Here is a 17,783-nt window from a genome sequence, read left to right on the forward strand (position 1 = left end):
TTACTATAACACTGAACTTCAACGAAATTAATACAGATTATGAAGAGATTTTTACTAGTTATTCTACTTTTAAGTACACTCAATATATTTGCTCAAGGAGTGCGCTATGGAGCAAAAATGGGTGTCAATATCTCAACACTTAGCGGGGATGCTTTTGATGATTCTAGCAGTCGTTTAGGGTTTGCAGCAGGTGTTTTTGCTGAGATACCTATGGGTAATTCTTTAATTTTTCAACCTGAACTCTTATATTCTGGCCAAGGAATAAAGCCTAATACAGGCCCGGAAGGTAATTATGGTTTTGGTCCAGATGGGTTGCCTTACAGACCATTTGATGAGCGGGCAGAATTAGACTATTTGCAAGTACCGCTTTTAGTTAAGAAGAATTTCGGGAAATTCAACGTTCATATAGGGCCTCAAGTAGGAGTTGCAATATGGAATTCTGACAATAATGCTATTTACAAAAGTTTTGATTATTCTGGTCTTGCAGGTATAGGTGTACAAATCTTAGACGGAGTTCTGCTTGAAGCGCGTTACTCTATGGGCTTTAGAAACGTTATCGAAGATCGATACAATATTGAAGGAAAGAATCAATATTTTGCAATTATGGCTGCCTATAGGCTTTAATCATTTAAGCATGTTCAATAAAAGGCTGTCTGAGAAGGCAGTCTTTTTTATTGAATAATTTTAACTGAAGTTCAGCTTAACCGTGTATAGTTTGGTCTTTGCTGAGGTTTTTCATTATTTCAGCTTCATAATCTAGAAGATTTTGCCATTTTTCATTGACTTCTTTTTCCTCACCGTATTTACGAGCAAAGCCTAAAAACATCGTATAGTGATTGGCTTCACTTACCATTAGATTGTGGTAAAATATACGTAATTCTTCGTCTTTCAATTCTTGTGATAATAACCTGAATCGCTCACAGCTTCTGGCTTCGATTAGGGCAGCATAAAGTAGGCGGTGAACAAGTTGAGTCGTTCTACTGCCACCTTTAGGAAAGAATTTTAATAATTGATTTACATAAGCGTCTTTACGGTCATAACCCAGCGTATTGCCTCGGGCAATAATCTTATCGTGAACCAATTTAAAATGACTGATTTCTTCTTTAACCAAAGCAATCATTTCTTGTACAAGTTCTGTGTACTCGGGGAAAGAAACGATTAGAGATATAGCTGTTGATGTTGCTTTCTGCTCGCAAAAAGCGTGATCAGATAGGATATCATCAATATTCATTTCTACGATATTGACCCAGCGTGGGTCTGTGGGTAATTTAAGTCCTAGCATTAAATATCAAGATCAAAAGTTTTACGCAATAGTTCAAGATCAGGATTCTTATCCTTCAATTTCTCATACTTCTCACGTGTTGTATACGCATATTTTTTCTCAGCAGCCTCGTTAACGCTAACATCAATTGTGATGTCATAATTCTCAAGTTTACGTTTTAGGTATTCCAATAAATTGTGTTGAGCACGCTCCAGTTCTACGCGCATCGTGTCATTGGGGAACTCCAGTTGTATTACAGTTCCTTTTAATGTTGGAGTATCGGTTTCCAGATTTGAAGCTAAAATCTTTTCCCCTTTTTTTTGTAACCTTGCAACATATTCTTTCCAAACTGCTTGCATAGCAATCTCCGTAAACGGTTTACGAGGCAATTGGCTTACGTCAATTTCTTTTTCAACCTTCCTTTTTAGGATTTCTTTTTTACGCTTAAGGCCTTTTAAAGAAAGACTTGATACGTGATTCGCTTTTTGAGTTAAGTCTGGTTTTACGAGGGGTTGAGGAACAGTGGATTTCTCTGGTTGTTCTTGTTGTATTTCTTTTTGCTGAGGCTGAACCGTTTCAGTTTTGGTTTCAATGTCTGCTGAAGTGCTACTTTCAACTGCTGTTGTTATTGCTTTATTTTGTGAAGTAACCGGTTGTGCATTCTTAAAGTAAGAAGCAGGAATTATGAAATTACGGCCTTTTTTTTTTCTCCATCAAAAGTGATAGAGGCCATTTGCATCAGACAAAGTTCTACGAGTAATCGTGCGTTGCGACTTGTTCTGTACTTTAAATCACACTCATTTGCAGATTCTAAAGCCTGCATTAAAAAGTTGAAGCTTGTTTTTTGAGCCTGCTCGTGATATTTCTTTTTAGTTTGATCTCCAACTTCTAGTAATGGAATCGTTGATGGGTTTTTACAAACCATAAGATCTCTGTAATGAGAAGCTAAACCGGCTATAAAATGATGACCATCAAAACCTCTGGACAAAATCTCATTGAAATTGAGTAGAAGTTGTGGGATATTATTTTCAAGTATTAGATCTGTAGTCTCAAAATACGTATCGTAGTCCAGTACGTTGAGATTTTCAGTAACTGCAGCTCTTGTAAGATTATCACCGGAAAAACTCACTACACGATCAAAGGTAGAAAGGGCATCACGGAGAGCTCCGTCAGCTTTTTGTGCTATTATGTGTAAACCTTCTTCATCTGCAGTAATACCTTCTTGTTTTGCGATATCGACCAGATGTTCACGAATATCTTTAACTGTAATTCTTTTAAAGTCAAAAATCTGACATCTGGATAAGATGGTAGGAATGATCTTGTGTTTTTCGGTAGTCGCAAGAATAAAAATCGCGTGTTTTGGTGGTTCTTCTAAGGTCTTTAGAAAAGCATTAAAAGCAGCAGATGAGAGCATATGAACTTCATCTATAATATATACTTTATAATTACCTACCTGCGGAGCGATACGTACCTGATCTATAAGGTTACGGATGTCGTCAACCGAGTTGTTTGAAGCAGCATCCAGTTCAAAAATATTGAATGCGTAATCTTCATTTTCATCAACTTGCTCATCAGCCTCCTGATTTATTTTTTTAGCTAGAATACGGGCACAAGTAGTTTTACCTACGCCTCGCGGTCCTGTAAATAACAAAGCTTGTGCAAGATGATTGTTTGCAATGGCATTCTCTAGCGTATTGGTAATAGCCTGCTGACCTACTACGTCTTTAAACGTTGCAGGTCTGTACTTACGGGCTGATACGATAAATTGCTCCACTTTTGTTGAATTGATGCTTTCAGAAAACAACTTATTTTCTGAGAGAACAAATATAAAAATAGCTAATCCATTAATGGTCTAACATGACTGATTTTTGCAATTATGTTATCAACAATTCTAGCTTTTCATAATGTCTTATACTTAATCAGGGCTAAGTAATAAAAGTGTACTTTTGTGGGAAGCAGACCGCCTTATCGCTTTCAGTAAAACTTTGTTTTAAAGGAAGAGGAAAGTCCGGACACCACAGGGAAGCATAGCGGCTAACGGCCGTCGGTCTCGATGAAAATTGAGATTAGGACCAGTGCAGCAGAAAGAATGTACAGGTAATGCTGTAGTGAAACCAGGTAAACTCTATGCGGTGCAATGTCATGTATACCGGCAATTAAGTGCGTCTCGTGCGATGCCGGAGGGTAGACAGATTGAGCAAATAAGTAATTATTTGTCTAGATAAATGATAAGGTATTACTGCTTGCAGTAAGAACAGAATCCGGCTTACAGGTCTGCTTTTTTATTTAAATCTTTACAGAGCAAGTTGGTAATCCACGTTATAGCTTCTTCTAAAGTAAAAAACACTTCAAGTGGCTTTTTAAAAAAGGCTTTTTCAAAATTTGCGGTTTCACGTTTTAAAGATTGATCACTTACTACAGCCATCCCGGTTATATATTTATAAAAAGGACAGGTTAAATAATCTGTGGGATTAACATTATAATCATTAACTCTAAATGATATATACCCATAGTAATTTCCTTCTCCAAAGAAATTTGTGATTGTTTTGTGGGCTTCAGCAATTTGTTTTGCATTCAGACTAATGCCTTCTTTTATTTCAGAAATAACAAAATTTGGGTAAAATGTCAAAATACAAAAGTCAAGCTCTTGTGTTTTAATTGAATTCAAGTTGGGTTTGTTTTGAGTAACAAAAGCATCTAAAAATCAATTGTTTAGAGTTAATTGTGCGTTAAAAAAACTGAAGGCACTTCCGCCATATTTTCTAATTTCGGTGAAGTTGGCATGCTCTTGCAAATCTGTATGTTTACTATGTTCAATAACCAAACAACCATTTGGAAGAAGTAGATTATGTTCTAAAACAAGATCTACTATTTTTAAAAATTCAGTTGCATCAAAATCATAAGGAGGGTCTGCAAAAATCACATCATATTGACCTCCGGCACGAGAAAGGTAACTGTAAACATCAGATTTTATTGCGGTGATATTCAATTCTAAATCTGTTGCCGTTTGATCAATAAATTTGGTGCAGCCTGAATGAGCATCTACTGCTGTTACAGCTTCAGCACCCCGTGAAGCAAACTCATAACTTATATTTCCGGTACCTGAAAATAAATCCAAAACGCTAATTCTAGTCAGGCTATATCTGTTTCTAAGAATATTAAACAGCGCTTCTTTAGCCATATCTGTAGTGGGGCGTACCGGTAATTTTTTAGGAGCTGTGATTCGCCTTCCTTTTAGGCTTCCGCTGATGATTCTCATAAACTTATACTGTATTGTAAAAATGAATTTTTAAGGATTTTGTTGCTTTCAGAAGAATAAAAAGCGATATCTCTTACATATTCGTAAATCAACTTATAAGTAGCATCTTCTTCAGTAATGCTACCATTTAACCAAAGCTTTGTAGTTTCAGTACTGAGCTGTAATTGCTCAAAACAGAACAAAATATAGTAGACAAAATCGTCTGGAGTCTCGTATTTAAAATGGTTGTTTAATAAGAGTTTTTTTTTCTGATAACTAATTAAGTCTATGGCTTGTGGGCTAACCTGAATAAAAATTTCAGCATTATCAGTTGAACTCGTTTGACTCAATATATTTTTTATAAGAATAGATTGACTGTGGTAATAAGTAAAAGTTCCAAAATGGTCAAAAAAGAAATTATTGATGTTCGCATAGGGTACATAAACATTGATAAGGTCTAATTCTTCAATCTCATCATAAACAATAAAATCGGTCTTTAAGATTTTTGTATTGAATTTGAGATAGTCAGTAAGATTTTGCTCATTGAACATAACTTTAGGAACAATCGCAAAGAGTTCGTTAGCATAGATCACAACTACTTCCTTAAATGTATGATTAAGCGACGGAGTTGTGCTAAATACTTTTTGAATCTCTTCTAAAGATTTTTGTGGAGTACCAGAATTTTTAAAAAAATATTCTTGACAAGCTACAAGAGTATTTGTAACCGTATCTTTTATATAAAAAGAAAATCCATCCAAGCTAACTTGGATGGATAGTATAAGATTTTCTGGATTTACCAGATTGTTATTCGTCATTATCGCCGTAACTCTGTGGCCAGTTTCCTGCAGTACTGACTTTAGTCATAGATCCTACAGAAAGATAAGCACCATTAACACCATCTACTGATAGAACTTGCTTCTCTTTGGTTACGTAATCTTTTGGCTGATCAGCCAATAATACATCTTTTGAAACTTTAGCTTCAAAAACCGGAATTGGCACATCGCTTTTTAAAATAGTACCAGCTTCCATCTCAAATTTTTCATCTGTACCTGGTACATTCATCATCGTTTTATAACGATCTGTACCTTGATATAAAGAGTCAGCAATAGATTTATATCCTAGCGTGTCAATAATTGTAATTTCTTTATTTGTGTCTACTCGGTAACGACGTGTAGCTTCTTCATCAAGAACTAATGTATCACGACGCTCAGTAAGTGTAAACTCAGCAGTATCAATGAATTTTACTAATTCGTCAAAGTTATTAGCAAACTTTCCGTTAAGTTGCTTGTATGCCATTTGCCCTTTTTGAATATCTATAAGTTTATCAACGGCTTTCTGGTAACGTACAACTTTAAGGTCGTTAAATTTTACTTCGCCGTAAACAGCGTCAAAAAGCAAATATCCTAATACTCCGATGACAACCCAAAGTACTAACTGAATTACTATTTTCATTCGATGTGTGGTTTTTAGATTTTAATTAAGGTTATAAGCAAATCTACAATTTTTTTTTAATCGTTAAAGTATATCCCCTTAAATTCCTTAGTATCTTTACACATTCAATAATTATTTATGGAGCTGGACCAGCACGCATTTTATAAGCTTTTACTTAAAGATTTTCCACATAACCCTACTCAGAAACAAGATATTCTATTACAACAACTTAGCAGCTATTTATTTGAGCCAAAAAATAATTCTATTTATGTTTTAAAAGGATATGCAGGTACGGGAAAAACAACTGTTATAGGTACGATTGTTAAAAACTTGTGGAAAATTAAAATGTCTTCTGTTCAATTAGCACCCACAGGAAGAGCAGCAAAAGTCATTTCAAACTACAGTGACAAACCGGCTCATACCATTCACAGAATAATATATTATCCTAAAAAAGAAAGTGGTGGGGGTGTTTCTTTTACTTTACAACGTAATAAACATCGCAATACCATTTTTATAGTTGATGAAGCTTCGATGATTTCAGATAACGCAGCAGAGTCTAAACTCTTTGAAAACGGCTCTTTGTTAGATGATTTGATGTCTTATGTATATAGTGGTCATAATTGTAAACTTCTTTTAATAGGGGATCAGGCTCAGTTGCCTCCGGTTAAAATGGATTTAAGCCCTGCGCTAGATGAACGTAATCTGGAGCTTCAGTTTGATAAAAATGTAAAGGGAATTGAGCTTGATGAAGTAATGCGACAAGCTGAAACCAGTGGAATTCTTAGAAATGCTACGCGAATACGAGAGTTTTTAAATGATGAACTTTACGACGATTTTCGGTTTGATCTTAGCAATCAGGATGATGTAGTGCGTTTAGTAGACGGTAATGAGATTATGGATGCTTTGGGTGATTCGTACCGGGAGTATGGTAATGAAGGTACCGCTATAATCGTACGCTCTAATAAGCGCGCAAATCTTTACAATCAGCAAATACGCTCTCGAATTCTTTTTAAAGAAGAAGAGGTGAGTGCCGGCGACTATTTTATGGTTGTAAAAAATAATTACTTCTGGCTTGATGCAAAAAGCGAAGCAGGCTTTATAGCTAATGGTGATATAGTAGAAATTCTTGAGATATTCAGTATAAAAGAATTGTATGGTTTCCGCTTTGCGGAAGTAAAAATCCAAATGACAGATTATCCCAACCTGGCTCCTTTTGAAACGGTTCTTTTATTAGATACGCTTACGTCTGAAACACCTTCTTTGTCTTATGAGGAATCTAATCAATTGTATCAGGAAGTGATGAAAGATTATGCGGACGAAACCTCGAAGTATAAGAAATTTATGAAGGTTAAGAATAATAAATTTTTCAATGCGCTTCAAGTAAAATTCTCGTATGCGATTACCTGTCATAAATCACAAGGTGGGCAATGGGAAACCATTATGGTAGAGCAACCTTATTTACCTAATGGTATGGATAAAGATTATTTGCGCTGGTTGTATACTGCGATTACAAGAGCACGTAAAAAGCTGTATCTTATAGGTTTTAAAGACGATATGTTTATCGAAAATTAAAACTGATGGAAATCTTTTTCAGTATTTGCTTAGGAATAGGTTTGGCTGGTGCAGCCGGTTTTAGAGTTTTTCTTCCGCTTCTTGCCTTAAGCATAGCTGCCTATTTTGATGTCCTTGATTTAACTGAAGGTTGGGCGTGGTTAGGTAATGGTCAAACTTTAATTCTTCTGGGAGTTGCTTCGGGGTTTGAGATTCTGGCTTATTATATTCCTTGGTTTGATAATGCGCTTGATACTATTTCTGTGCCGCTGGCAAGTTTTGCAGGTACTATTTTATTTTTTGTCACGTTAGGCGATTTTGAACCTTGGGTATCCTGGTCGCTTGCTATAATAGGAGGTGGTGGCACAGCCGGACTTGTCGCAGGATCTACCGCAACGGTTAGAGCTGCATCATCAGCGACAACACTAGGTATTGCAAATCCTATTTTTTCAACCTTGGAAGCTATTGTTTCTACCATACTTTCTGTACTTGCTATTTTTATTCCTATTCTTGCAGCAATTTTGGTAATCTATCTGGGTTATCGAATATTGAAATGGTTTAAATATCCAAAGCAGAACATAAATTAAAGCACTAATGACTCATAAGTTAAAAACTATAGCAATGATCCCGGCTCGTTATAAAGCTTCTCGTTTTCCCGGAAAATTAATGCACGATCTAGAAGGCAAACCAGTCATTATACGCACGTATGAAGCCGCCGTAAAAACTCAATTGTTTGATTCGGTTTATGTGGTTACAGACAGCGATTTAATCTATAAAACAGTAAAAGCTGCGGGAGGCGAAGTTATTATGAGCCAAAAGGAGCACAGCTGCGGTAGTGATCGCATTGCAGAAGCTGTGGCCAACCTTGATGTAGATATTGTTGTAAACGTACAGGGAGACGAGCCTTTTACCAATGAAGACGATATGCGTAACGTACTTCAGGTATTTTACGAGAGAGATGCAGATACTATTGATTTAGCGTCTTTAATGACACCTATTACGGTTGATGAAGAGATTAAAAACCCCAATAATGTTAAGGTAATCGTTGATGAAGCTAACTTCGCTTTATATTTTTCAAGAGCGCCTATTCCTTTTCCGAGAGATCAGGATATTGATATCATCTATTATAAGCATAAAGGTATTTATGCCTTTAGAAAACAAGCAGTACTTGATTTTGCAAAACTGCCAATGCGCGGACTTGAAGCTGCTGAAAAAATAGAAGCCATTCGGTATTTAGAGTATGGTAAGCGTATTAAAATGGTTCCTTCAAATTCTCCTGCGATAGGTATAGATACGCCTCAGGATCTTGAAGAGGCACGCGTGATTATTCAAAAACAGCAAAAATCATAATGCAATCTCTGGCAAAAGTCATTTATAAATCCTTAGGCTGGTCAATACGTGGCCGGTTTCCCGAGGAGGTAAAGAAAATGGTGGTTATTGCAGTGCCACATACCAGTTGGCATGATTTCTATATGGGATTACTTTTTAGAAGTGTAGTTGGAGTTCAAATTAATTTTCTAGGAAAGAAAGAGCTTTTCAAATGGCCATTTGGTTGGTATTTTAGAAAAGTAGGTGGTATTCCATTAGATAGATTCAATAAGCAAAATAAAGTAGACCGTATTGCTGAAATGTTTCAGGAGCATACTCTATTCCGTTTAGCACTTTCTCCGGAAGGCACCCGTAAAAAAGTTGAAAAATGGAAATCAGGGTTTTATTATATCGCTTTAAAAGCTGGTGTGCCTATTCTTCCCATCACAATGGATTTTGAAAAAAAAGAACACCATATAGGTGATTTATTCTATCCCACAGGAAACTGTGATTCAGATTTAACTTCACTTATGAGTTTTTTTGAAGGAGTTGAAGGAAAAATCCCGGAAAACTCTTAAATATTTAAATTTTCACATCTAATTCAGGTTATTAAATTCTGCCAATCTTCTATTAAACTTGAGTTAAAGTTAATAACTAGAAGCTTGTAAATGATTGATATTTATACAATTAAATATCTGTAAAAATTTCATTAAGAAAATATTTTAAACTATATGCTGAAGATTTGCGTTTATTTGAGTGAACAAAACAATAAACTAAATTTTTCAATTTATGAACATTTCTAAATTTCTTTATGTTGGGGCGATTGGCCTTTTCGCTTTAACTTCTTGTAGCGATGACGACGATAATACAACTGTAATAGTTGATGGTACAGCAGATCTTTATGCAACAAGTCACACAGACGGTAATGTGACAAAATATGATTTATTACGTGGTGGAAGTACTGTTTACACTACCGAAGCGACAGACTCTGAGGGTATTTTTTACTCTCCAGATGATGACAGTTTTACAATTGCAGCTCGTGGTGCAACTCAAAATTCTTTACAGTCGTATTTGAGTATTAGTGATCTTGTAGATGGAAGTCTAGATTTAACAGTAGATATATCAAGTCCTTCTGCATTACAAAGTCCACGTGATATTACTGTAAGCGGTGATATTTATATTGTTTCTGATGATACAAATGACAACGGACGCTTTTTTGTATTTGAAAAAGAAGGAGATTCGTTTACTTTAAGAAATACCGTTACTGTTGAATTTGCAGTATGGGGTATAGAATTTGTAGATAATGATTTATATGCTGTAGTTGATAAAGATACTGACTTAGCAGTTTTTACTGACTTTGTATCTACAAACACTACAGATGCTACAGTGGCAGCTAGCAAGCGTATTACTGTAGAAGGTATTGTTCGTACTCATGGTCTTGACTATGATGGAGGTACAATGATTATGACTGATATTGCTGCAGCTTCTGGTGGTGATTTTGATACTGATGGTGCATTCCACGTAATCACTAATTTTGACTCTAAATTTAATGCTGTTGAAAACGGAGGAACTTTAGCAGTTGAAGATCAAATTCGCTTTGAAGGCGATGCAACTTTACTAGGTAATCCTGTAAATGTTGTTTATGATGCAGAAACAGATGCTGTTTATATAGCTGAGCTTGCTAACGGTGGTGGTAAGATAAATTCTTATGGAAATGTTTCTTCTTCAGCTGGAGGAAATATTCCTCCTAATTCAAGTGCAGTACTTTCTGGTGTGTCTTCATTGTATTTATATAAAGACTAATTTTAAGTATAAGTTTTAAATTAAAAGCGCAGCGAAAGTTGCGCTTTTTTATGCTTTTAAAATAAATAAATTCTCTTGTATTATTAAATCTGTGAAGCCTAGTGAATCTTTAATATAACCTAATGCTCGTTGAGTGTAGAAAAAGCTGTGTGTAAAATCATTTTTATAAGACCAGTTATCAAAATCTATGTTCTCATTTAAAAGTGAAGTTTTACAATAAATACTTCCGTTAACCTTTAAGAGTGATTTAAGGCGTTTAAATTCTTCAGCAGGATTATGAAAGTGTTCTATGACCTCACAACAAATTATAAAGTCATATTCTAGTTCTAAGTTTTTTTCTTCTTTAGAGTAAAAGGTGTCGTATTGAAACACGGAATAGCCTCTACTTTCTAAAATTTTAGAGAGCACCGGGTTTGGTCCGCTTCCGTAATCTAGTCCTATTTTAGAGTTGTTTTCTTTTTCAATAACCGCTTGAACCAAAGGAGAAAGGAAGTCTACATAACCTTTATTTTGTAGCGTGTTTTCGTGTAGATCATACCGTTGTTTTTCCTTTTGAGGAAAAGGTAAGTCACGGGTATCTAAAAAAACAGACGCACACGAGGTGCATCTGTTATATAGTCTGTCATCGTATGTTTTAAAGTAAGCTGCCGTACTGTTACAAAGTGGGCAATGCATAGTTTAAAGATTAATACAATGATTTTAACTTCTTCAACTTAGCTTTCCAGATCTCTAAAGTTTTCTTGTGTTCAGCTATGTTTTTATGTACTTCTTTAACCAGAGGATTGTCATCGGGCACATGCTGAAAAAAGCCAAGGTTATTCTCTAGCTGGTTGATTTCAGCTTTAACTTCATCTATTTTCTTAGTGATAAAATAGCGCTCTTTGTTTAAGGCTTGAGCATTATCCTCATCTGCCATTGCAGCAACACGATTGTCGTATTTTATCAATTCAGCTTCTTTGCGGGTAAGGTCTAGTTTTTTGAACAAACCATCTAAAACCTTATTGAAATCCTGCTCAATACTCTTTTTAGAATGGGGAACGCGCCCGGTATTTTTCCATTCTTTAATAATAGCTTTAATGGTATTTAAATCTTCTTCATGTTTACCACTAAGTTCAATAGCTTTTACCTTATTTAAAAGTGCAACCTTTTCTTCAAGATTTCCTTTTTCTTCTTCAAGAACTTCTTTTTTCTCAGCGTGAAGACGGTCAAAAAAGTGGTTACAAGCTTTCTTAAAGCGTTTCCAGACCTTATCACTGTCTTTGCGAGGAACGTGGCCTACCTTTTTCCAGTCAGACTGAATACGCTTCATAAGATCAATAGTGACTTTTACATCTTCATTATCTTTATTATCTTCAGCGATTTTTACGAGTTCCATTTTTTTCTGAAGGTTCTCGTATTGTTCTTTTTTCTGGCTTTTATAAAAACTATTTTTATTGTGGTTGAATTCTCGAGTAGCATGCTTGAAGCTTTTCCAGGTAGGCTCATTAGCCTTACGTGGCACTTTTCCTATTTTGAAGAAGTTTTCGCGTAAGGCGTTTACTTCTTTCATTTGCTTTTGCCATCCGTTGTGAGAAGTAGCAGGGTTTGCTGCAATTTTTTCGATTGCTGCAATCACTTCTTCTTTTTTCTCAAGATTTTGCTCATAGACTTTATCTATGTTCTTGAAATATTCTTGACGTCCTTCGTGTATCTTATGTGTAGCAGCACTAAATTTTTCCCAAATCTCTTCGCGATATTCTCTAGAAACAGGACCTACTTCTTCTTTCCAGATTTTGTGAAGCATTTGGAGCTCTTTAAAAGCTCTGTTCACATCAGACTCTTGAGCAAGTTCTTCGGCCTGCTCAATAAGTTTTAGTTTTTTATCTAGATTCTCTTTAAAGTCCTTATCTCTAAATTCGCGGTTTAAGTGTAAGAAATCATAGAAATTTTCGATGTGATGGTGGTAGTTATTCCATACTAAATTATAACGATCCCGTGGAATATTACCGGCATTTCGCCAGCGCTCTTGAATATCTTTAAACTTGTCAAAGGTCGCGTTGATGCTTTCTTCACCACCCAACTCGTTCTTAAGCTCTTTTAATTCTTCAATAAGGGCAGTACGGGTTTCCAGATTTGCATTAAGATCTTTTCGGAGATTCTGGTAATAGTGGTTGCGTTTGTCTCTGTATTCAAAATACAGCGAGTTAAATTCTTTTTTTAAAGGGCTATAATATCTAAAGTCAATGATATTGCCACCTTCTTCTAAGAATTTATCTTTAGCCTCATCTTGCTCTTCTTCAAACTTAGCGATGAAAGCTGCACGTATTTCAGTAACGTGTTCTTTGATTGCTTGTACTTTATGATTATTTAAAAGATGCTTAAACTCCTTAATAAGCTCTTCTTTGCTTAGGGTCTCATATTCTTTTTTAGGAATACTGTGACGTTCTGCAGTGGTCTCATCTTCGCTGTCTTCATTTAAAGCAGCATCTAAATCAGCCGGATCAGCATCTTCTTCATCTGTATCTTCTGCAATAAAGTCATCGTCATCACTATCATCTGTCTTCGCATTCTGAACTACATCAATAGATTCTGTGATGAGTTCATTTTCTTGTACTTCTTCTTGGTCCTGACTAACGGGAGTTGCTTCTGCAGCTTTTTCTGTCTCAATTTTTTGAGTGTTGTCTACAATTTCTTCCGGTTTTTTATCAGTCTTAGATGCTTTATTTTCTTCTGACATTTCTTTCAATGTTAAGGTGCGTTATTAAGTAGTTAAAGATACTATTAACTGAGCAATTAACAAGAGCTGGTAGAAAGAAGGCTTTTTAGTTCCAGATAGTCCAAGCAGCTTCAGCTTGTAATTTTAGCATTTCATATCCGTTAGAAATCACAGCTCCGTGAAGTTTTCCATTCTTTAAAAACTGTGTTTCTTCTGGATTATAAACCAAATCATAGAGTAGGTGACCGCGTGTAAGTAAGCGGTAAGGTATTTTAGGGCAGTCTGTTACGTTTGGGTAAGTGCCCAATGGAGTGGTGTTAATAACCAAAGTATGTTTTGCTAAAATAGCCCCGTTAATCTCATCATATGATAGTTGGCCTTTTTTAGGATTACGAGAGACAAATTTGAATGAAATATCTTCTAACTCTAACGCATAGGCAATCGCTTTAGAAGCTCCACCTGTTCCTAAAATAAGCGCATTAGTATGCGTTTGATGTGTGAGAAAAGGCTTTAGTGATTTTCTAAAACCGATATAATCTGTATTAAATCCCTTCAGTTTTCCGCTAGGTAAGCGCTTTATGGTATTAATAGCACCTATAGAACATGCATGTTTATTGAGTTCATCTAACAGCGGCATAACATCCTGTTTATAGGGAATAGTAACATTAAAACCTAAACAATCTTTTTGTTCTTTAAGTAATTTTGCGAGATCTTTTTCATCTGCACAGTCAAAGTTCACATAAGAGCCTTCAATAGATTCGTTCTGAAACTTTTCGGTAAAATATTTTCGAGAAAAAGAGTATTCTATATTTTTTCCTATCAGTCCTAGTTTAATCATAATTTTAGGGAAGTATTGAAAGTGGCTTAATTTAGATTATCTTTTGTTGATGAAGTAAAATTGCGACTTACAAAGGACTTATGCACGGGTTTTTTCCCCGTATTTGCCTAAAGCAACAACACTCAAAATACCCAAAATTATAAATACTGTAGCTAAAATGTTTTCTGTAGAAAAACTTTCTGGCCAAAACCGGTCATAATTAGTAAGTATGGGGTCACCTATACGGTCATAGTTTATTTCACCTAAATCATTACGTTCAAATACAGGAGTTTTCCATGGCCAAACGACACCCAATGAACCCGCTATAAAACCTATGATTGCTGCATTAGTTTGGTTTTTATAGCGTTTAAGTAAATATCCTAAAAAATTAGATAAGGTTACTAAGCCGGTTACTGATCCTAATGTAAAGACAAGCATCACTTTAAGTAAACGAATTCTATGCGGATCGTTGATGAATGAAAAGTCTGCCTGAAAAACATCTGAAAGGGTATCGTATAAAGCGTTTACAGAATCTACTAGAAGCAACACATAATTACCCAATAGAATTAGAATAAAAGAACCAGACAAGCCTGGTAGTGTCATCCCCGAAACACCGATTATTCCGCAAAAAAATACAAAAATGAGATTGTCATTTTGAGTAGCAGGTTCCAGTAAACTGATAGCAATACCGCTTATAATACCAAAAGCGAAGATGATAATGTTTTTTTGAGTCCATTCGCTAAAGTCTTTTGCTATGTAGTAAATACTACCTATAATCATCCCGAAAAAGGCACTCCAAACGTAAAGTGGAAAATGGTCTATCGCAACATCTAGTATTTTAGAAACACTAAAATAGCTGATAATCATCCCTAAAATCAATAGAAATAGAAACCTACCATTTACATAACGCACAAAACTTCTAAATCTTCCGCTTATAAGCAGTTTAAATGCATTTTTATTAACCTTCTGAAGTGAGTATATAAACTCTTCATAAAAACCCGCAACATAAGCAACCACACCTCCAGAAACGCCTGGTACTTTATTAGCCGCACCCATAGCGAGACCTTTAAGCACCAGCCAGATTTTATCTGAAAAGGAGCGAGGTTTAGATTGCATTTTTTTGTTTAGAATTCGCGAAGCGTTCAAGTAGGAAAATAGTCAAAAAGCCTATAACCGCCAAAACGATAACTAAAATGATTTTTGGATCGCCATCAAAATTTTGAGGTAGAATGCTTTTCTCTAAAAGCGGTACCTGATGTCCTGCAGAATTTGTGCGATAAGACAAAACTTCTTTCCAAGGCCATACTTTATTAAGTGCTCCTATCATAAAACCGGTAAGTAATGCTAATGTTAGGTTCTGATAATTCTTAAAAAGATAGGTCAATACTTTAGAGAAAACTTTAAGACCTATAACACAGCCTAACATAAACAAAATCAATTTGATAGCCGCATCTTTTAATGCAGGAAAATCAAAGGCTAACAGCGCATCTACAAAATTACGTACAGTCCCTAAAACGATGCTGTACGAACCTAAAAGCAGTAATATAAAAGAACCTGATATTCCGGGAAGAATCATCGCTATAATGGCGATAAATCCTGATAGAAAAATAAACCAGTAGCTAGCGCCGGTACTTAAAGGCTCTGCAATTGTTATAACGTAGGATACTATAACACCTATAATTCCGGCGAGAATCACACCAAAATTCCAGCTTTTAATTTGACCACCTACGTAAACGATACTAGCTATTATAAGACCAAAAAAGAACCCCCAAAGTAAAAGTGGATGCTCGTCTAAGAGAAAAGTAATGAGTTTTGCAAGCGATAAAATGCTAAGCCCGATACCTAAAAACAAGGCTCCTAGAAACTTAAGGTTGTACGTGTCAGCCATAACGCTGAATCCTTCTTTTTTCCAGACTTTAAATAGCGAAATATCTATTTTATCTATTGTAGCTATGAGTTCTTCATAAATACCGGCGATAAATGCGATGGTTCCTCCAGACACTCCGGGAACAACATCGGCAGCTCCCATAGCCAAACCTTTTAAGGTTACGAGCGCATAATTTGCGAGTGATCTTTTTTCAGACATTGACTGATTTTGGTTAGGTTTCAAATGTAAGAAACAAATCTATAATCTTGGGAGTTCAAACAGGTAAGAAAAACAAAAAGAGACTGCTCTTACAGTCTCTTTTAAATTCGTTTTAAATAAACTTAGATTCAGCTTTTTTTAGCTTTTTTTATTTTTTGAACTACAGAGCGTTTTGCGTAGACAAAAGGAAATAGTTCTTCTAAAATAATATCATAGTCAGGTTCTAATCGCAGTGCATTTTCTAAATGAAAATGACCTTTGTCATCCTGACCCAATGTAAAATATAATCCTGCCAATCTAAATTCTATCTGTACAGAATCTGAGTAGAACTCTATTGCTTCAAATAAATTAATGACCGCAGCTTCTAATTCACCTAGGTTTATTAAAATATCACAGCGCGTTAACCAAGTATCAAGTTCGTAATTGCCTAGCTCTAAAGTTTTGCTATAACCACGTTCAGCTTCTTCATAGAATTTCAAACGGTTGTTAATTTTAGCATAGCGTTTCCAATATAAGACATTGTCACCATCAATATTTATGGCTTTATTGATATAATAAAGCGCATTTTGATAATCCATTTTTTTTGTGTAATAATCAGTAATTGCGATCCAACCTTTGTCTAAAAGCGGATCTTCTTTTACCGTTTTTAAAAAATAGGTGATGGCAAGATCATCGCAATGTAACTTCTGATAACATTTACCCATTCTTAAGTATGCAAAAGAGGTAGGGTCGTCAAGACCTAGAGTTATTTGGTAATTTTCGATTGCTTCGTTATAACGACCTAATTTTTCAAGAACCTTACCTTTTTCAAAATAAGCGCCAATAAACGTGTCGTCACTTATGATTGCAAAATCATAAGCAGCCAGCGCTTTCTTGTATTTTTTAAGGTCGAAATATTGCTTACCAACTTGATGCCAGGCAACTTCACAATAAGGATTTTTGTCTAGAAACATATTGAGGTAATCTATCGCTTCTTCGTGTTGTTCTAAAAAGTCGAAACAATAAATCACATTATATAGCGCAGAATAATCATCTTCATCAACTTCAAGACATTTCATAAAGTTGAATTTTGCATTCTGAAAATCATCCATAAACAAGTATTCCATTCCTATTAAAGAATAGATATCTGCGTCTGCATCGGTAAGTTCTAACGCAGTTTCTAAAAGCTCAATAGCTTTAGGGTGGTCATCTTGTTTAGAGTAGATGTTTGCCTTTTGAATATAGACTTCCTCATTTTGAGGTTCCAGTTCATATAATTCAGCTAAAAGACGATCTGCTTCTTCTAATTTATTTTCAAAGATTAAAATTTCAATCTTGAATAATTTCAAATTAGAAGAGGAAGGGTGCTGATCCAGCCCCAGTTTAACGGCTTTTTTTGCTAAAGCAATTTTGCCGTTCTCTAAATAATGATTAACAATATTCTCAAAGTCATCCGAATCGAAGAAAAGGACATCATTAGTCTTTAACATAGATTCAAAACGGGTGAGCGGGAAATTATCTTCTTCGTGTTCTTGATTAAATTTCATACACGTTGCTTTTAAAAAATTTCTGCCTTTATAAATTTAAAAAGGATAGCAGGCAGACAGCTGTGCT

Annotated in this window: 16 protein-coding genes, 1 other RNA gene and 1 pseudogene; 7 read left to right on the plus strand and 11 right to left on the minus strand. The window is 35.3% G+C overall.

The window, feature by feature from the left end:
- The first annotated feature begins 39 nt into the window (after positions 1 to 39).
- Positions 40 to 624 carry a porin family protein gene (locus tag BUB91_RS03165; RefSeq protein WP_073096894.1) on the plus strand — a complete coding sequence of 195 codons (585 nt, stop codon included), beginning with the start codon at positions 40 to 42 and terminating at the stop codon, positions 622 to 624.
- Between the two features lie 76 nt (positions 625 to 700).
- Here BUB91_RS03165 and miaE read toward each other — a convergent pair whose 3' ends face one another.
- The gene (gene miaE / locus BUB91_RS03170) at positions 701 to 1,282 is read right to left on the minus strand and encodes a MiaE family protein (protein ID WP_073096896.1); all 582 of its coding nucleotides are present in this window, start codon (positions 1,280 to 1,282) and stop codon (positions 701 to 703) included.
- A pseudogene (locus BUB91_RS21205) lies at positions 1,282 to 3,035 on the minus strand (DNA polymerase III subunit gamma/tau). The gene miaE and the pseudogene BUB91_RS21205 overlap by 1 nt, the downstream one beginning before the upstream one ends.
- A gap of 178 nt (positions 3,036 to 3,213) precedes the next feature.
- Here BUB91_RS21205 and rnpB point away from each other — a divergent pair.
- Positions 3,214 to 3,546, plus strand: an RNA gene (gene rnpB / locus BUB91_RS03180) — RNase P RNA component class A.
- Between the two features lie 419 nt (positions 3,547 to 3,965).
- Here the strand turns inward: rnpB and BUB91_RS03190 are convergent.
- The 3 genes from BUB91_RS03190 to BUB91_RS03200 are packed head-to-tail and all read right to left on the minus strand — an operon-like array spanning position 3,966 to position 5,951.
- Complete coding sequence (locus BUB91_RS03190; RefSeq protein ID WP_073096898.1) at positions 3,966 to 4,520, minus strand: RsmD family RNA methyltransferase; 555 nt, start codon at positions 4,518 to 4,520, stop codon at positions 3,966 to 3,968.
- The gene (locus tag BUB91_RS03195; protein ID WP_073096900.1) at positions 4,517 to 5,314 is read right to left on the minus strand and encodes a DUF3822 family protein; all 798 of its coding nucleotides are present in this window, start codon (positions 5,312 to 5,314) and stop codon (positions 4,517 to 4,519) included. The genes BUB91_RS03190 and BUB91_RS03195 overlap by 4 nt, the downstream gene beginning before the upstream one ends.
- Positions 5,304 to 5,951, minus strand: a complete 648-nt coding sequence (locus tag BUB91_RS03200) for a hypothetical protein (protein WP_073096902.1) — start codon at positions 5,949 to 5,951, stop codon at positions 5,304 to 5,306. The genes BUB91_RS03195 and BUB91_RS03200 overlap by 11 nt, the downstream gene beginning before the upstream one ends.
- Before the next feature lie 117 nt (positions 5,952 to 6,068).
- On the opposite strand from BUB91_RS03200, the gene BUB91_RS03205 reads away from it, so the two are divergent.
- The 5 genes from BUB91_RS03205 (at position 6,069) to BUB91_RS03225 (ending at position 10,592) form a co-directional block, all read left to right on the plus strand.
- Positions 6,069 to 7,502, plus strand: coding sequence for an ATP-dependent DNA helicase (locus BUB91_RS03205; RefSeq protein WP_073096904.1), 1,434 nt, complete (start codon positions 6,069 to 6,071; stop codon positions 7,500 to 7,502).
- Between the two features lie 5 nt (positions 7,503 to 7,507).
- Complete coding sequence (locus BUB91_RS03210; protein ID WP_073096906.1) at positions 7,508 to 8,068, plus strand: DUF4126 domain-containing protein; 561 nt, start codon at positions 7,508 to 7,510, stop codon at positions 8,066 to 8,068.
- A gap of 7 nt (positions 8,069 to 8,075) precedes the next feature.
- Complete coding sequence (gene kdsB, locus BUB91_RS03215; protein WP_073096908.1) at positions 8,076 to 8,831, plus strand: 3-deoxy-manno-octulosonate cytidylyltransferase; 756 nt, start codon at positions 8,076 to 8,078, stop codon at positions 8,829 to 8,831.
- A complete protein-coding gene (locus tag BUB91_RS03220) occupies positions 8,831 to 9,367 on the plus strand; it encodes a 1-acyl-sn-glycerol-3-phosphate acyltransferase (protein ID WP_073096912.1) in 537 nt (178 codons plus the stop codon). The genes kdsB and BUB91_RS03220 overlap by 1 nt, the downstream gene beginning before the upstream one ends.
- A 211-nt stretch (positions 9,368 to 9,578) precedes the next feature.
- A complete protein-coding gene (locus tag BUB91_RS03225) occupies positions 9,579 to 10,592 on the plus strand; it encodes a hypothetical protein (RefSeq protein WP_073096917.1) in 1,014 nt (337 codons plus the stop codon).
- A gap of 48 nt (positions 10,593 to 10,640) precedes the next feature.
- On the opposite strand, the gene BUB91_RS03230 is transcribed toward BUB91_RS03225, so the two are convergent.
- The 6 genes from BUB91_RS03230 to BUB91_RS03255 form a co-directional block, all read right to left on the minus strand.
- Positions 10,641 to 11,267, minus strand: a complete 627-nt coding sequence (locus tag BUB91_RS03230) for a class I SAM-dependent methyltransferase (RefSeq protein ID WP_073096921.1) — start codon at positions 11,265 to 11,267, stop codon at positions 10,641 to 10,643.
- A 10-nt stretch (positions 11,268 to 11,277) separates the two neighbouring features.
- Positions 11,278 to 13,308, minus strand: a complete 2,031-nt coding sequence (locus BUB91_RS03235) for a DUF349 domain-containing protein (protein ID WP_073096925.1) — start codon at positions 13,306 to 13,308, stop codon at positions 11,278 to 11,280.
- Between the two features lie 85 nt (positions 13,309 to 13,393).
- A complete protein-coding gene (locus BUB91_RS03240) occupies positions 13,394 to 14,125 on the minus strand; it encodes a shikimate dehydrogenase family protein (RefSeq protein ID WP_073096929.1) in 732 nt (243 codons plus the stop codon).
- A gap of 78 nt (positions 14,126 to 14,203) precedes the next feature.
- Positions 14,204 to 15,220 carry a DUF368 domain-containing protein gene (locus BUB91_RS03245; protein WP_073096932.1) on the minus strand — a complete coding sequence of 339 codons (1,017 nt, stop codon included), beginning with the start codon at positions 15,218 to 15,220 and terminating at the stop codon, positions 14,204 to 14,206.
- On the minus strand, positions 15,210 to 16,190 hold the full coding sequence (locus tag BUB91_RS03250) for a DUF368 domain-containing protein (protein WP_073096934.1): 981 nt from the start codon (positions 16,188 to 16,190) through the stop codon (positions 15,210 to 15,212). The genes BUB91_RS03245 and BUB91_RS03250 overlap by 11 nt, the downstream gene beginning before the upstream one ends.
- Positions 16,191 to 16,318: 128 nt before the next feature.
- Positions 16,319 to 17,716 carry a tetratricopeptide repeat protein gene (locus tag BUB91_RS03255; RefSeq protein WP_073096935.1) on the minus strand — a complete coding sequence of 466 codons (1,398 nt, stop codon included), beginning with the start codon at positions 17,714 to 17,716 and terminating at the stop codon, positions 16,319 to 16,321.
- Between the last annotated feature and the right edge of the window lie 67 nt (positions 17,717 to 17,783).

The sequence above is a fragment of the Leeuwenhoekiella marinoflava DSM 3653 genome (assembly GCF_900129005.1).
Lineage (GTDB): Bacteria > Bacteroidota > Bacteroidia > Flavobacteriales > Flavobacteriaceae > Leeuwenhoekiella > Leeuwenhoekiella marinoflava.